The following is a 15,151-nucleotide window of genomic DNA, read 5'->3' as shown; positions in this document are numbered from 1 at the left end:
CGAGGAAACGACGCCATGAAAATCGATCGTCCCTTGTGGACGTCCGGCACCCTATTGTCTGCGCAACAGTTTCAGCAACAAGCGCGCTGGGAAGCGTGGGTCAACGAGCAGCTCGCCAGCCTGGCCTTGGCGCACCCTTGGGGCGTGAAGGCTGTTGAGTTCGACGCCGATGCATTGCGCCTGGGCAAGCTCAAGGCTACCCGCCTGAGCGTGCGCATGCCCGACGGCAGCCTGCTCGACAGTGAACGGGTGGATCGCCTGCCGCCGGGGCTGGAGTTGTCGCGGTTAATGAGCGACGACGCCGGGCAGGCGCTCGTGCTGCTGGCCTTGCCCTTGGAACAGGCCAACGGCAACAACTGCCTGATGCAGGAGGGCCGGGCTGACCGGCCAACCCGCTATCGCCAGGACTGGCGACCGGTCCAGGATCTGTATGCAGACGAAGTCCAGTCGATCGCCGTGCTGGAACATGCGCTGACGCTGCGCCTGGATACGGACGACAACGGCGACTACCTGACCTGTCCCATCGCGCGCCTGGTGCGTGAAGGGCAGGGCAGGTGGAGTCTTGATCCGACCTATGTGCCGCCGCTGCTCAGTTTTGCCGCGCATCCGGGGCTCCTGGTCCAGCTGGACAATCTGTTGACGCAGTTGTCCGCCAAGCGACAGCGCCTCATGGGCATGCGTCGGGAAAGCAACCAGCGCATGGCCGATTTCGCCGTCGCCGATGTGTCGTTGTTCTGGTTGCTCAATGCCTTGAACACCTACCAGCCGATACTGGCCGATCTCAAGGCATATCCGCAACGCCACCCCGAGCAGGTCTACCTGGAACTGGCCAAGCTGGCCGGCAGCCTGCTGACGTTTTCGCTGGAACACGACATCGACAAGATTCCAGCCTATCGCCATGAACACCTGGAAACGGTGTTCCCGCCGCTGATGCGCTGTATCGCTACGTTGTTGGAAGCGAGCCTGCCGTCGCGCGTCATCGCCCTGGCGCTGGAGCACAGCGCCAATCGCTGGCAAGTGACGCTCAACGATGCTCGGCTTCGTGAGCCCGACGGGGCTGACTTCTACCTGTCGGTGCGCTGCCAGTTACCTGCGGCACAGCTTCAGGATCAGTTTCCTCGCCTATGCAAAATCGGCGCGCCAGCGGATGTCGACGAACTGATCAACGCGGCGCTCGATGGCGTCCCGCTGAAACCCCTCAACCATGTGCCGGCGGCCATCCCGCTGCGCCTGGAAAACCAATACTTCGCCCTCGACCTTGGCCATCCCAAGGGGCAAGCCATGCTGACTTCGGGGACTTTCGCTTGCTACGTGCCCAGCACCTTGTCGCAAGTCCAACTTGAACTGTTTGCGGTGCTACGCACATGACTCTGAATTTCTCGAAAAAACCAGGCGCACTGACGACGGATATCGACGCCTTGCTCCAGGACAGCTATCTGCTGGTGGTCCAGCTACGCCAGGGCCTGTCGGTGCCGGACACCAAGGCCCTGCAACAACTCTGCCTGGACCAGGTCGAGCAGGTCCGGGAGCAGCTTGAACAGATCGCCATGGACCCGCGCGACATCGAGCACATCAACCACGCCCAATGCGCACTGCTGGATGAGGCGGTGCTCCTCTGTACCAAGGGCGAGGTACGGACTGAATGGACCTGTGAACCGCTGCAGGCCAAGTTGTTCAACCGGCATCAGGCCGGTGAGTCCCTCTACGAGGAGATTCGTCTGGTGTTGTGCGAATTGTCACCGGATCCGCGGGTGCTGACGGTGTTTCATCGAGTCCTGATGCTGGGTTTCAAAGGTCGTTACGCGGACCTTGCCGACCCTGGGCGCGAGCAAGTATTGGAGGCCCTCGAAGCACGGGTCACCTCGCTGAAAATCAGCGCAAACCTGGTGACCCGAAAGGGCGGTCGCCTGGCCCGGTACCGATCCCCCTGGATGCACGGCATGGCGGTGGCGCTACTGCTCGCCGGCGTCTGGTGGACGATGGACCGCTGGCTGACCGGCGTGGTTGCTTCCCTCATGCCCGGCCAGGCGTGAGGCGCCTTATGACAATCCAGTTGCAACGAGTCCTTTGGCTATGGGCCGGGATCCTTGTCCTGGCATTGCTGCTCATGCTCCCGCTTGCCACATGGATACGCGTGGTCGTCATGCTGGGCATGGTGAGTGTCACGGCGGTGGGTTGGGTCGTGGCCAACCGGCGTGTCGCGCGTTTGCGTGAATCGGTGAAACTCGCCGCCAACGTGTCCGTGCCCCCAGCCTCGTTTCGTCGGCCTGTGGTGCTGGTCTGCGGCGATGGCCTGGACGGTTTGTTCGGCAGTATCCCCGAACTGGAGTTGGTCGTACGGGTGACCCATCAAGGTTGCTATGTACGTGTACCAGGGCTCGATCAGCTCCCCAATGTGACCGAGAGCATCCTGGCGTTGCGTCCGGGATGGGGCGCTCAGCTCAGCGTCATGTTCATCATCAACCCCGCGGCACACAGCGATGAAGCTGAACTGGCGGGGCGGATACGGACGTTTCGTCATCAAGTCACGCTGGCGGGTCAGGGGACGTCAATGCCGCTGACGATGGTGAGCTATTTCCATGCACCGCGGGGCGAGGCTCCGTGGTTCTGTTGGACGGGTGGCCAGCCGAGTCCTCGCGTTCTTGATGCCGGAGCCAGCGTCGACCTGGCCGATTGGCTCCGGCAGCCCACCGACTCAGCCTTGCGGGCGATGCGGATGCAGGTCGGCGTGCAGTTGAACAACGCAGTGCAATGGCTGCACGAGAGTGTGCTGCCGCACTTCAATGCACGTGCCGTCGGTGCTGATCGAGGCTCGGCGGTGTGCTGGGTCATCAGGCCGGTACCCGCATCGACTGGGGGTGTGGAAGGGAATCTGTGGGAGCAGCGGCTACGCGACAAGGTGGCGCTGGTCGACCCCAGGCGAGCCATCACGAAGGCGGTGTTGCCGTTTCCGGATCCTGTGCTGAGCCTGATTCCATTGCGTGCCCAGCGTACGTCTCGACAGCACGCCAGCATCCTTGCGATGTGGATGTTCGGAATCGCTGGCGCGGTCGCCCTGGTCAATTCGGCATGGCAGAACACCTTGCTGGTGCGTCAAGTGACTGATGACCTGCGTCGTTATGCGCCGCTCCTGGCGGTGGAGTCGCAACTGCAACGAACCTCCCCTCGGCGACAGGAAGCCGAGGCCATCCTCGGTGAAGCCGCGCATCGCCTGGACACTTATCACCGACATGGCGAGCCCCTGTCGTTGGGCCTGGGGCTGTATCGCGGTGCCCCTCTGCGTGAGCCGTTGCTGGCGGTTCTTTCCCATCGCCGGGTGTCGTCCGGGTCCATGACTTTGCCGGCTTCCCAGCCGGTGAGACTGGACAGTTTGTCGCTGTTCAGTCCGGGCAGCGCGCGGCTCAAGCCTGACTCCACCAAGGTGCTGGTCAATGCGCTGGTCGGGATCAAGGCCCAGCCCGGCTGGTTGATCGTCATCGCCGGGCACACCGATGCCACGGGCGATGCCGCGCAGAACCTGCGGTTGTCCCGCGAACGTGCTGCCGCCGTGCATGAATGGATGCTGCAGGTGGGCGGCATTCCCGACAGCTGTTTTGCCGTGCAGGGGTTCGGCGCCAGCCAACCGATTGCCGGCAATGATACCGAGGCGGGGCGCGCAGCCAACCGTCGCGTCGATATCCGTCTGGTACCTGAGGTGGGCGCTTGCGTATTCCCCACGACAGGGCCGGACAGTCACCCCCCCGTCGCATCCCGCGACGATCTATGAAAAGGAGCTTCACATGGCAATTCCCGTTTACCTCTGGCTGCAAGATGACGGCGGCGCAGAGATCAAGGGTTCGGTGGACGTGCAAAAGCGCGAGGGCAGCATTGAAGTCATCGCCCAGGACCACAGCCTGTACATCCCGACCGACAACAGCACCGGCAAGCTGACGGGCGCGCGGGTTCACACGCCGTTCCTGTTTTCCAAGGAAATCGACGCTTCCAGTCCCTACCTCTACAAGGCCGTGACGACCGGCCAGACCCTCAAGAGCGCCGAGTTCAAGTGGTACCGCATCGATGATGCCGGGCAGGAGGTCGAGTATTTCATCACCAAGCTGGAGAACGTCAAGGTGGTGAAAGTCGCGCCAAAAATGCACGACGTCAAGGACCCGACCAAGGAGAAACACAACCACCTGGAACAGATTGAGTTGCGCTACGAGAAGGTCACCTGGACCTACAAGGACGGCAACATCATCCATTCCGATTCCTGGAGCGAGCGCCAAAGCGCCTGACGCGCGGGCATCGACAGGCCGCCTGCGCCTGTCGATTGCCGGTGTGCTGGGTTGAGCGTCCGTTCGCGGGCGCTCAGCCAAGCACATCCGTTTTTCGCCCATCGCTGCCCGATCACTACCGAAACCCGCACAAGGATGCCACCCATGGTACAGAGCCCCACGCGTCTGCTTCGCCGTCTGAATCCCTATTGCGCCCAAGCCCTGAGCGACGCGGCGTCGCTGTGCCAGAGCCGGGCCCATGCGCACATCACCATCGAGCATTGGCTGCTCAAGTTGCTGGGGCAGGGCGAGGGCGACCTGACCGTCATCGCGCGCCGTCACGAATTGGACCTGGAGGCGCTTTGGTGTGGCTTGCTCAGCCACCTCGATAACCTGCCGCGCAGCGTCCAGGCCAAGCCACAGCTGTCGGAGCCGTTGCAGCAGTTGATCAAGAATGCCTGGTTGCGCGCCTCGCTGGATGATGACAACGAACGGTTGCGCTCCGCCCATCTGCTGGGGGCTTTGATGGACGCGCCCGGCCTGCTGGCCTGCGAAGCGGCCTGGCCATTGCTCAGCCTTGGCGAGCCGCAGTTGCAGCGGTTGTCCGGGTTGCTGGATCACATCTCCGAAGAGCGTCCCGATGCGCAAGCGCTCGTCGTCGGCGGGACGGAGGGGATGCTGAGCGAGTCTGCCGCCGACGCTACCGCGATGCCCGATGCACGGCGGGCGCTGTTGGACAGATTCACCCAGGACCTCACTGCCCGGGCCGGGGAAGGGCAGATCGATCCGGTGTTCGGTCGCGACGATGAAATACGCCAGGTCATCGACATCTTGAGTCGCCGACGCAAGAACAATCCGATCCTGGTCGGCGAGCCCGGCGTGGGCAAGACCGCGCTGGTCGAAGGACTGGCGCTGCGCATCGCCCAGGGCGACGTGCCCGACAGCCTCAAGTCGGTCAGTGTGCGGGCGCTGGACTTGGGGTTGTTGCAGGCCGGCGCCGGGGTAAAGGGCGAATTCGAGCAGCGCCTCAAGAGCGTGATCGATGCGGTGCAGCACTCTGAAACCCCGATCCTGCTGTTTATCGATGAAGCCCATACGCTGATCGGCGCCGGCAACCAGGCGGGGGGTGCGGATGCGGCAAACCTGCTCAAGCCCGCCTTGGCCCGTGGCGAGTTGCGCACCATCGCCGCCACCACCTGGAGTGAGTACAAGCAATACTTCGAACGCGATGCGGCATTGGAGCGACGCTTCCAGCAGGTCAAGGTCGACGAGCCGGATGACGCCAATGCCTGCCTGATGTTGCGCGGGCTCAAGGCCCGGTATGCCAGCCACCACGGTGTGCACATCCAGGATGCGGCGGTGCAGGCTGCCGTCAGCCTGTCGCGGCGCTACCTCACGGGGCGCCAGTTGCCGGACAAAGCCGTCGACCTGCTGGACACTGCCTGCGCACGGGTGCGCATGAGTGTCGATTGCGAACCCCAGGCGCTGGTCCGGATCAAGGCGCGACAAGTCGCCCTCGAACTGGAGCGCCAGGCCCTGGACGCGGACCAAGGCCTGGGCGGTAGCGTCGACACCGAACGGCTGATGCAAATCGCTGCGCAACACGCCGAGCTGGAACACGCTCGGGTCGAGCTGGAGTGTCAATACAGCCAAGTGCTTAAGTTGTCCCAACAGTTGCTCGACGCTCGCGAGGCCGAGCCCATGCAACGGGCCGAGTGCGCGCGGTTGCAGCGGCAACTGGACGCAATCCAGGGCAAGCAACCCTTGTTGTTCCTCGACGTCGATGCCCGCAGCGTGGCTGAAGTGATCGCTGATTGGACCGGTGTGCCCCTGGGCAGCCTGCTCAAGGATGAACAAACCAATCTGCTGGAGCTGGAACAACAATTGGCCGAGCGTGTCATCGGCCAGGCCCCGGCGCTCAATGCGCTGGCCCAGCGCCTGCGGGCGGCGAAGACAGGGCTCACCGATGACAAGGGGCCCCTGGGCGTCTTCCTGTTGGTGGGCACCAGCGGCGTCGGCAAGACCGAAACCGCCCTGGCCCTGGCCGACAGCCTGTTCGGCGGGGAAAAAGCGCTCATCACGCTCAACCTTTCCGAATATCAGGAAGCCCACACCGTCAGTCAGCTCAAAGGATCGCCGCCCGGTTACGTGGGGTATGGGCAGGGCGGTGTGCTGACCGAAGCCGTGCGCCAACGGCCTTACAGCGTCGTGCTGCTCGACGAGGTGGAAAAAGCCCACCACGACGTGCTCAACCTGTTCTACCAGGTGTTCGATCGCGGTTTCATGCGTGACGGGGAAGGGCGCGAGATCGACTTTCGCAACACCGTCATCCTCATGACCTCCAACCTGGGCAGCGACGCACTGCAAGGCTGTCTGCTGGAGCAACCCGACGCACCGGACAGCACGCTGCATGAGCTCATGCGGCCGATCCTGCGCGGACACTTCCAGCCGGCCCTGCTGGCGCGCTTCCAGACGCTCATCTATCGCCCGCTGCACGTCGACGCCCTGCAATGCATCGTCGCCATCAAGCTCGATCAGGTGGCCAAGCGTTTGCAGCGCCACTACGGCTTGGACTGTGACATCGATGACGCCCTGAACGAGGCCTTGGTTGCGGCTTGCCTGCTGCCCGACACCGGGGCGCGCAACATCGACAGCCTGCTCAACGAACAGATCCTGCCGGTGCTGAGCCAACAATTGCTGCAACGTCGGGCCGCGCAGTTGCGCACACGCGGGGTGCACCTGGGTTATTGCCAGGAGGAGGGGATTACCCTGCGCTTCGTCGATGGCGCGGACGCCGCCGAGACTGTCGTCAAGGAGCCTGCGCAATGAACATGCCCATGCCGACCTTCTTCGACCACAGCCGCCACACCTTGCGAGTTTCCGGCCTCGACGCCCACCTCGACGTCCTGGCGTTCACCGGCGAGGAACACCTGAGTCGTCCCTACCTCTACCGCATCGAATTCACCTGCACCGAGCGCGACCTGGCGGCCACCGACGTGCTCAACCGGTGGGGTTATTTCAACCTGTACGCCGTGCCGCCACCGCCGACGCCCAAGGGTTTCACGCCGCCGGTGATCAAGCCGCTGCGCGCCTTTCATGGCGTGATCTCAGGCTTCAAGCGCCTGTCCGGCTCCAACGACGAAGCCCGCTATGAAATCACCTTGCAACCGCGTTTCGCGCGGCTTGGGCGCGGCAAGCAGTTTCGCATCTACCAGCAGCAGTCGGTGCCCGAGATCGTCGAGCACATCCTGCGCACGCGCCACGATTTTCGTGGCGAGGAGTTCTATTTCAACCTGGTGCGCCAGTACCCCCGGCGCGAACAGGTCATGCAATACGACGAGAGCGACCTGGCCTTCGTCGATCGCCTGCTGGCCGAGGTCGGCATCTGGTACCGCGTCACCAGCGACGATCGCCTGAACATCGACGTGGTGGAGTTTCACGACGATCAGCGGCACTACCAGCGCGGCGTCACGTTGCCGTGCCGCCCGCCGTCGGGCTTGTCCGCCGATGGCCAGGATGCCGTCTGGAACCTGCAGACCGCCCACCGGATGGTCGAGAAAACCATCAATTTTCGCGCCTACCATCACCGCGAGGCCCATGCCTTTTTGGACGGCGAAGTCGACCACACCCGAGGCGCCAAGGGCACCTACGGCGAGGCCTATCACTACGGCGAACCCTACACGGTGCTGGGCGAGCGCTACGCCCTGGACGAAGACCTGCAAAGCGAAAGCGGTTTCTTCTACGCCCGCCTGCGCCATGAGCTCTACCTCAACGACCAGACCCGCCTCAGCGGCACCACCAGCAGCGCCATCCTGGCCCCGGCGCAGCGCCTCGACATCACCGGCGGCGCGCCGAAGGCCTTCGGGACCGGCGCGGTGATCGTCAGCCTGCGCACCGAAGCGGCCCGCGACCGCAGCTTCGTCGCCCACTTCCAAGCCATTCCCTACTCGGAAACCGTGTGCTTTCGCCCCGCGCTGCTGCCCAAGCCGCGCATGAGCGGCACCATCCCCGCCCGCGTCAGCCACCCGGTCGTCAACCCGCCGTACGCCGACCTCGACTTCGAGGGCCGCTACAAAGTGCGCTTCCTGTTCGACCGCGACACCTGGCAACCCGGCCGCGAAAGCGCCTGGCTACGCCTGGCCCGACCCTACGGCGGCGACACCCACGGCCTGCACTTCCCACTGCAGGCCGGCACCGAAGTGGCCATCGCCTTCGAACACGGTGACCCCGACCGCCCCTACATCGCCCACGCCCTGCACGATGACCGCCACCCCGACCCGGTCACCGCCCGCAACGAACGCCGCAACGTCCTGCGCACCCCGACCAACAACAAACTGCGCCTGGACGACACCCGCGGCCAGGAGCACATCAAGCTCAGCACCGAACACAGTGGCAAGAGCCAGTTGAACCTGGGGCATCTGGTGGACGCCGCGCGCAAGAAACGTGGGGAAGGGTTTGAGTTGCGCACCGATGGCTGGGGGGCGATTCGGGGTGGCAGGGGGGTGTTTATCAGTGCGGATGAGCAGGTCAAGGCTAAGGGTGAACAGCTGGATATGACGGCCGCCATTGAACAGTTGGAAAGCGCGCTCTCCCTGGCGCGCTCCTTGGCCGAAGCGGCCCGTAGCGCTCAAGCAACGCCAAGCGACATCGACAGCCAGCAACGCCTGAACCAGGCACTCAACGGATTGAAGCAACCTGGCGTACTGCTGCACGCCCCAAGCGGGATCGGCATGGTCAGCCCCGAAGCCGTATGCCTGGCCTCCGGCGCCGAAAGCGTTGGCATCATCGCTGCGCACAACGCTGATATCGGCGCAGGCCACAATATCACCGCCACCGCGCAGGGCGGCATCAGCGTAGTGGCCAAAGAAGCCGGCCTACAACTCAAGGCTGCCAAAGGGAAGGTCGAGCTACATGCTCAAGGCAACGATCTTCATGCCTTGGCGAAGACCGACGTGAAGATCGAAAGCGTTCAAGGGCGCGTGGAAATCAATGCTCCACAGGAGTTGGTACTCAACTGTGGCGGCGCCTACATCCGCCTGAAAAACGGAGATATCGAATTGGGTGCGCCGGGCAATATTTATCTGAAGGCCACCCATGTGGAAAAAACCCAAGGGGCCAGCCTGAACACACCCGCATCCCCTTTACCAGCCGGTTATGCCGCCGGCTATACGCTCAAAGACGACGCCCAGGCAGCGATGCCGTTTGCCCGCTATCGCGTTACGACCCAACAGGGGGATGTGTTCAATGGGGTAACGGACAGGGATGGGCGGACCTTGAGTGTCAATACCTTGGTGCCGGGGGATTTGCGGGTTGAATTGCCTGAAGCAGTTTATGACGAACAACTTCGCTTGATCGGTCCTAACGGTGATTTGGCAAGCAATCTCAGATATTCGGTCACCTTGGTGGATGGCAGCACCGTGGAAGGCGTGACGGATGAACAGGGCTACACGGGGCGCCTCGTAACCGAAAAACCCATACAGGTCACTCAGCTGAAGCTCTTTCCTCCTGAAAAAATGGAATCTTTCTGCTGCGCGGCACTTAACGCCCAGACGTCACTGGACATTGATTTGAGGCCCTTGGACGTTTCTACCAACGACACGAATGTCGGTACTTCCACCCGAAACATCCCGCTGCCTGAAGGCAAAAAACGAGCGCTGACTGCGGGCGAGATCGCCATGGCTAGAACCGTATTCAAGGATGCAATCAACTATACGAAAGTCAAAGTACACCACGGTGGGTGGTGGTTGTTTCTGGGATTTCAGAATACGGCTGTTACGCCCAATGGGGAGATGTATTACCCAGCAAGTACCGAGTACTACAGGGACGATTTCTCCAATACGATTGACGGCGAGTACAAGGCTTTGTTTATGCATGAGATGACTCATGTTTGGCAGCATCAACTTGGCTATCCTGTGAAACATAAAGGTATGTCAGTGAGTAGTCGCGGGGCAGAGGCGTACAAGTATACTTTGAGTGCTGGCGGGGTTTTTTCTGATTACAACATGGAGCAGCAGGGGGAGATTGTTTCCGACTATTACATGATTTGCATTATGAGGGATGCCCGTGCTGTATGGAATAAGCGGAACTCTACACAGAGTCCTAGTCTTCTCGCCTCAACAGTAGCGGGGCTTCTAGCAGCCCCTGCCAACAAGGCTAATCTTCCCAATAAGGCGTAGAACATATGAAGTGCGCAGTATTTTATCTGTTTGGTGTTTCTCTGGCGCTTGGTGCTTCGGCTAACGCGACATCATTTGGGCGCAAGGCTAATGCCGATATTGCTACGATTGACAACAAGCCGGCCATCTGTTTGCCAAACAAGGAAAGTCCAGTATTCAGGTTGGGATGGGTATCCCTATCCGAGGGGGGCGTCAGAAATCCCGCATCCTGGGGGATCGCACTAAGAGAGGGTGCTCAGCCGACAGTACTGCATCCCGGCGACTGCGTTGTTTTTGGTACGGTTCCAGACGGCTATGAGAATGACGATCTAAAAGTAAAAGCTAGACCTTTGAAACTTGAGATTAATAGGGTCTATATCTTTCGATTGAGTGACGCTTACCGTCCAAGAGATACGTATGCAGTTATTTTTTTCATCGGTAGGGCCGCGGATGGAACCCTGGAATATCTTCAGTACGATCGAACCGTTGAGTATGGCGAGCTGGTTCCACCTCGCCACGCTACTCAGGGCGCTAATGATAAATAACCTTTGCCAATTTGCGGAGTGTCGATGACTCAGTGGTCTTCAATAAGATTTATCAGTATTCGCGCTCGCTAAAGGTATTGAAAATTGGCTCCGTTCATTTTTACAGGGATGACTTTATTTTTGTGAGCAAATGAACTGCTTTGGCTGGCTTGTTTGCGAATAGCGGCATGGTTTATCTGCGTTGGGCGGAGACCCATTCGCTACGTAAGGACACATTAATTATTAAGGATCGATCGATATGAATGACACCCGGCACCGTACGGATACGCTTAATCCATTCAAAGTCATTACCGTGGGCAAACAGAAACAGCATTGGATCGAATTCCAGTTGCTGGACGAGCAAGGTGACCCCTTGGCGAATATGCCCTTCCGTGCGCAGAACGAGGCCACGCGTACGGCCTATGTTCCCGAATACGCTGGCATCAGCGATGCCGACGGGGTGATCCGTATTGACGGCTTGCACCCATTGGCCATCACCTTGTTGCTGGAGGCGAATTCGCTGGCCGGGCAATTGCAAGCCCGTCGTTTGCGCGCCGAACGGCCTGAGCCACACAGGCCTATAATTGGCGACCGTACCCCGCTGTACAGCCCGCAGCGTTCGGGCTTTTCTCCAATCGAACGACAGGCCATTGAAGCCGGGCATGGCTACCACTACCTGCGAATCGGCCAGCTGTGCGATCGGCTCCCCGATCTGTCCCCGCCATTGACCGACGCCAGTCAACCGCCGGCCTTTCATTTTCCGGACCGGACGTTCAGTGGTTTTACGATCGACGATGAGCAACTGGACCGCCGTCATGTGCTGGAGATCTGTCCGCTCCGGGCCTGGTCGCTGGTGCTGCATCACCAGCCCCATTACAGCCTTGCCAACGCCTACAACCTGGGGCTGATGAGCATCTTGTCGTACAGCACATGGCCGGAGCAGGACCGAGGTTCCGTCAAGGAATTTTTCGACCAGCAATGCGTGGACCTGTCACGTACGCCGAGGATATGGGACGAGGGCCAGAATTGGCCTTGTCTGGTCAGTGATGTGCCTTTTGATGAGCGCTATACAACGGCTAAACCGTTGGACACCCGTCAGGCGCGCGCCCCGGAAGGAGATACACAACTGTTCTATGCCATCAGTGCAACCCAGGTGCTGGTGGCTTGGCGCGGCACCGAGATGGCCTACCCCTTTACCGACCTGGCGACAGACGTGACCTTTCGACCGGTCCAGCCGGAAATTGCTGCCAACTGCGAACCCAAGGTGCCCTGTGCGGACCTGACGCCGGAAGGTAGCGTGCATCTAGGCTTTCGCGATGCCTATGAAGTCGCAAGAAGAATTTTTACGGAGGATTTGGGCAGCACAATCCCCAAGGAGGCTCAGTTTAAAGAGCTATTTATTTGCGGCCATAGCCTTGGCGGCGCCCTCGGCCTGATTCATGCCACCTCGCTGAAAGCGCGCAACCCACTGTTGTACACCTACGGCATGCCGCGCACCTTCACCCTCAAGGCCGTACAGGACCTAGACGAGTTGCAACACTTCCGGCATGTCAACGACACCGACACCATCCCCAGCGCACCGCCCGAAGCGGCGCTGGATAATTACCTGTACGACCTGTACGGCCCGTTGGGCACCACCCTGGGATTTACCTGGTCGTTGCTTCAGCTAACGGCCAGCGCGGTGTTCAAGCATGGCGATCCTTTTTGTCACCACGGCGAAATCGCCATGTTCTTCAGGGCCGAACAACACCTGCAGGAACGTGGCTCGCAATACCCGGCCTATCGCAACAAGGACGGGCTCGGCGCGCCTTACTACACCACCATCGCTCGTCCCCTGCATCAAAAGGCCAAGTTCTACCTCGTACCCAGCCTGAGTCCTGAGGACGACCAACAGGCCAAGCAAGCGCAAGAAGGCCTGATCGGCACGCTGCGACCGGGTGATCGGGCCCGATATTTCCCACCCCACGGCAACCCCAAGAAGGGCCGACTGAGTGGCCTCGGCAACCATTTCATGTCCGAGTATCAACCCTACCTGCATAACCATCTGCTGGAGTCGATCAACCCCGAGCGGAAGCCCTTGATGAAGGAGCAGCTTGAGCGACAACTTTTCGAGCAGCAGATGCACGAGCATTACAGCCACATCCACGAACACGAGCGGGATCGTAATCGGGTCTTCCTGGGTTTGCAGGGTTTGCTGCCCCAGGCGTTGGGCACCACACGGGAGGTTGAGGGCGGTATCGAGGCGTTACAGCGCTTCGATGCCGTGGCCAACCCGAATACCTACTTTACGAAAACCTGGGGCTGAGTCCGTCGACACGACCAAGGAGTGGATCATGATCAAGAAAATACCCATCGCCATAGTGGCAATGCTCATCAGTCTCAGCGGTTGCGCCAAGGACTACAGCCTGGCACCACCTGCGGACAGTGAAAAAGTAACAGTGACCGTGAAAGTGCCTAAGGATCTGACAGCGAGACCCATGCAGGTCATTTACCGTTCCACCATCTGTACCTTCACCGACCACACGGCAATGGGTAAGCCTTATCAACGTGACGATTATCAGCGAACTGATATATGGCCTGTGCGTCAAGGACAGGGTGACCTCTATCGAGCCGAGCTGCCTATGGACGGTGGCGGCGCGTGCCAATGGCGCTTGAGCAATGTGACTTTCGGAGTTACTTATACTGATCCGACTCGCTTTGGTGAGAACGTAACCTATGGAGCAGGCGGCGGAGTTGTTGTGATCTTCGATAGAAACAACTCACCACGGGGAGGAGCGGATTTCAAAGTTGATGGAGATCTGTTAATCAAAGAAGACTATTACCCTTGGGTCAGCGAATCATTTATTGGTGCGTATGAAAAGGATATTAGCTTGTTGGGTAAAAGCCAGAATTATTATCTGACTTACCAAGCTACGCGAGCAACCAAGGTGTTTTTTGAACCTGTCCTGCATTCCAATTTCCTAACTAAATCAATAGGTCCGAAAGAAAAAAAGAAGGGGAACTATGCGACGTTTACCTATCCCGACGGCAGCATCCAGCAGGCCCCTCACGCCACTCCGGATTTCCGCAAGCTGCAAGCCATTCGCCTAGCCGCGGAGAACAAAAAATGAGATCAGTTCTCCCGGTTATATTTATCACTTCGTTCACGAGCCTCAGCGGCTGCGCCAAGGACTACAGCCTGGCGCCACCGGCGGACAGCGAAAAAGTGACGGTAACGGTAAAACTGCCCAAGGAGCTGAAAACCGAAACCATGTGGGTGATGTATCGCTCGGCCACTTGTAAGCGCATCAGCTATGGCGCTAGCGGCCAACGTACCGAACGGGATGGCCATAACTCCGTTTATAAAGAATTCGAACGCCAGGGGCAGAGTGATATTTATCAAGTCGAGTTACCCAAAGATGGGGGCGGTGCATGCCAATGGCATCTGGCCAATGTCACCTTCGGTGTTGCTTATGCCGATCCCGCTCGCTTTGGTGAAAACGTAATTCCTGGAGGAGGCGGTGGAGTTGTGGTGATCCTTGACCACAACAACTCCCCACGAGGAGGAGCTGACTTCAAAATAGATGGAGACTTAACGATACAAAAAGATTATTACCCATGGGTGAGCGAGGCATTTCTGGGGGGATATAAAAAACACATTAGCCTGTTAGGTGAGGGGCATTTATATCTTAAATATCAGGCGCTGCAAGCTCAGAAAATATATTTCGAACCCATCCTGCACACCGACTTCATGCTGCATTCAACTGAGCCCAAGGAAAAAAAAGAGGGCAACTACATTGCATTCACCTTCCCCGATGGAAGTGTTTGGGCCGACGGTCGTCTGGACTCGAAGTTCCAGAAGCTCCAAGCCATTCGCTTGGCAGCGGAGAATAAAGAATGAAGTCACTTGTTCCCGTTCTGCTTGAAGCAAACCTAACAGTCATTAACCAACCTCAAGAACAGGAGTTCTGAACATGTCACAGGGATTCGTTTTGCTGGGTGATAAAACCACTCACAACGGAGAAGTCATCTCGGCTTCTTCCACGATGATTATCAGAGGCAAACCCGTAGCGCTGGTTGGCGATAAGGTCCGCTGCCCGATACCGGGGCATGGGGTCAATCCCATCGTCGAAGGTTGCGGGGAATGGTCCGAGAATGGTCGCGAAATGGTGGTCAACGGTTGCCGCAGCGAGTGCGGTTGCCAGTTGATTTCCAGCGCTTCCGATTGCGCGGTGGGCTGAGC

At 59.7% G+C, this 15,151-nt stretch carries 11 protein-coding genes; all 11 read left to right on the top strand.

What is annotated here, in order from left to right; all coding sequences use genetic code 11:
* The first annotated feature begins 15 nt into the window (after positions 1-15).
* The 11 genes from tssK to JMN22_RS12480 all read left to right on the top strand — a co-directional run bounded on the left by tssK (position 16) and on the right by JMN22_RS12480 (position 15,149).
* On the top strand, positions 16-1,368 hold the full coding sequence (tssK, locus tag JMN22_RS12530; protein ID WP_198796940.1) for a type VI secretion system baseplate subunit TssK: 1,353 nt from the start codon (positions 16-18) through the stop codon (positions 1,366-1,368).
* A complete protein-coding gene (gene tssL / locus JMN22_RS12525) occupies positions 1,365-2,033 on the top strand; it encodes a type VI secretion system protein TssL, short form (RefSeq protein ID WP_198796939.1) in 669 nt (222 codons plus the stop codon). Before tssK ends, tssL begins: the two co-directional genes overlap by 4 nt.
* Positions 2,034-2,041: 8 nt before the next feature.
* Positions 2,042-3,766 carry an OmpA family protein gene (locus JMN22_RS12520; RefSeq protein ID WP_198796938.1) on the top strand — a complete coding sequence of 575 codons (1,725 nt, stop codon included), beginning with the start codon at positions 2,042-2,044 and terminating at the stop codon, positions 3,764-3,766.
* A gap of 13 nt (positions 3,767-3,779) precedes the next feature.
* A complete protein-coding gene (locus JMN22_RS12515) occupies positions 3,780-4,271 on the top strand; it encodes an Hcp family type VI secretion system effector (protein ID WP_030138671.1) in 492 nt (163 codons plus the stop codon).
* A 144-nt stretch (positions 4,272-4,415) separates the two neighbouring features.
* Complete coding sequence (gene tssH / locus JMN22_RS12510; RefSeq protein ID WP_198796937.1) at positions 4,416-7,079, top strand: type VI secretion system ATPase TssH; 2,664 nt, start codon at positions 4,416-4,418, stop codon at positions 7,077-7,079.
* Positions 7,076-10,426 (top strand): type VI secretion system Vgr family protein, encoded by a 3,351-nt coding sequence (locus JMN22_RS12505; RefSeq protein ID WP_198796936.1) that lies wholly within the window; start codon positions 7,076-7,078, stop codon positions 10,424-10,426. Before tssH ends, JMN22_RS12505 begins: the two co-directional genes overlap by 4 nt.
* A 5-nt stretch (positions 10,427-10,431) precedes the next feature.
* On the top strand, positions 10,432-10,950 hold the full coding sequence (locus tag JMN22_RS12500) for a hypothetical protein (RefSeq protein ID WP_198796935.1): 519 nt from the start codon (positions 10,432-10,434) through the stop codon (positions 10,948-10,950).
* A gap of 238 nt (positions 10,951-11,188) precedes the next feature.
* Positions 11,189-13,234, top strand: a complete 2,046-nt coding sequence (locus JMN22_RS12495) for a lipase family protein (RefSeq protein WP_198796934.1) — start codon at positions 11,189-11,191, stop codon at positions 13,232-13,234.
* Positions 13,235-13,262: 28 nt separating this feature from the next.
* Positions 13,263-14,039: a hypothetical protein gene (locus JMN22_RS12490; protein ID WP_030142759.1), complete on the top strand. Its 777-nt coding sequence runs from the start codon at positions 13,263-13,265 to the stop codon at positions 14,037-14,039.
* Positions 14,036-14,809 carry a hypothetical protein gene (locus JMN22_RS12485; RefSeq protein WP_198796933.1) on the top strand — a complete coding sequence of 258 codons (774 nt, stop codon included), beginning with the start codon at positions 14,036-14,038 and terminating at the stop codon, positions 14,807-14,809. The genes JMN22_RS12490 and JMN22_RS12485 overlap by 4 nt, the downstream gene beginning before the upstream one ends.
* 73 nt (positions 14,810-14,882) lie before the next feature.
* Positions 14,883-15,149: a PAAR domain-containing protein gene (locus JMN22_RS12480; protein ID WP_198796932.1), complete on the top strand. Its 267-nt coding sequence runs from the start codon at positions 14,883-14,885 to the stop codon at positions 15,147-15,149.
* The last annotated feature ends 2 nt before the right edge of the window (positions 15,150-15,151 follow it).

The organism is Pseudomonas sp. HB05 (assembly GCF_016756915.1).
GTDB lineage: Bacteria > Pseudomonadota > Gammaproteobacteria > Pseudomonadales > Pseudomonadaceae > Aquipseudomonas > Aquipseudomonas alvandae.
This window is presented reverse-complemented; position numbering and strand designations above follow the sequence as displayed.

What these genes read in the sequence shown, in the direction of transcription:
- JMN22_RS12500 (WP_198796935.1), top strand. Translation starts at nt 10,432, where the DNA reads ATGAAGTGCGCAGTATTTTATCTGTTTGGTGTTTCTCTGGCGCTTGGT.
- tssL (WP_198796939.1), top strand. Translation starts at nt 1,365, where the DNA reads ATGACTCTGAATTTCTCGAAAAAACCAGGCGCACTGACGACGGATATC.
- JMN22_RS12495 (WP_198796934.1), top strand. Translation starts at nt 11,189, where the DNA reads ATGAATGACACCCGGCACCGTACGGATACGCTTAATCCATTCAAAGTC.
- JMN22_RS12480 (WP_198796932.1), top strand. Translation starts at nt 14,883, where the DNA reads ATGTCACAGGGATTCGTTTTGCTGGGTGATAAAACCACTCACAACGGA.
- JMN22_RS12485 (WP_198796933.1), top strand. Translation starts at nt 14,036, where the DNA reads ATGAGATCAGTTCTCCCGGTTATATTTATCACTTCGTTCACGAGCCTC.
- JMN22_RS12515 (WP_030138671.1), top strand. Translation starts at nt 3,780, where the DNA reads ATGGCAATTCCCGTTTACCTCTGGCTGCAAGATGACGGCGGCGCAGAG.
- JMN22_RS12490 (WP_030142759.1), top strand. Translation starts at nt 13,263, where the DNA reads ATGATCAAGAAAATACCCATCGCCATAGTGGCAATGCTCATCAGTCTC.
- JMN22_RS12505 (WP_198796936.1), top strand. Translation starts at nt 7,076, where the DNA reads ATGAACATGCCCATGCCGACCTTCTTCGACCACAGCCGCCACACCTTG.
- JMN22_RS12520 (WP_198796938.1), top strand. Translation starts at nt 2,042, where the DNA reads ATGACAATCCAGTTGCAACGAGTCCTTTGGCTATGGGCCGGGATCCTT.
- tssK (WP_198796940.1), top strand. Translation starts at nt 16, where the DNA reads ATGAAAATCGATCGTCCCTTGTGGACGTCCGGCACCCTATTGTCTGCG.
- tssH (WP_198796937.1), top strand. Translation starts at nt 4,416, where the DNA reads ATGGTACAGAGCCCCACGCGTCTGCTTCGCCGTCTGAATCCCTATTGC.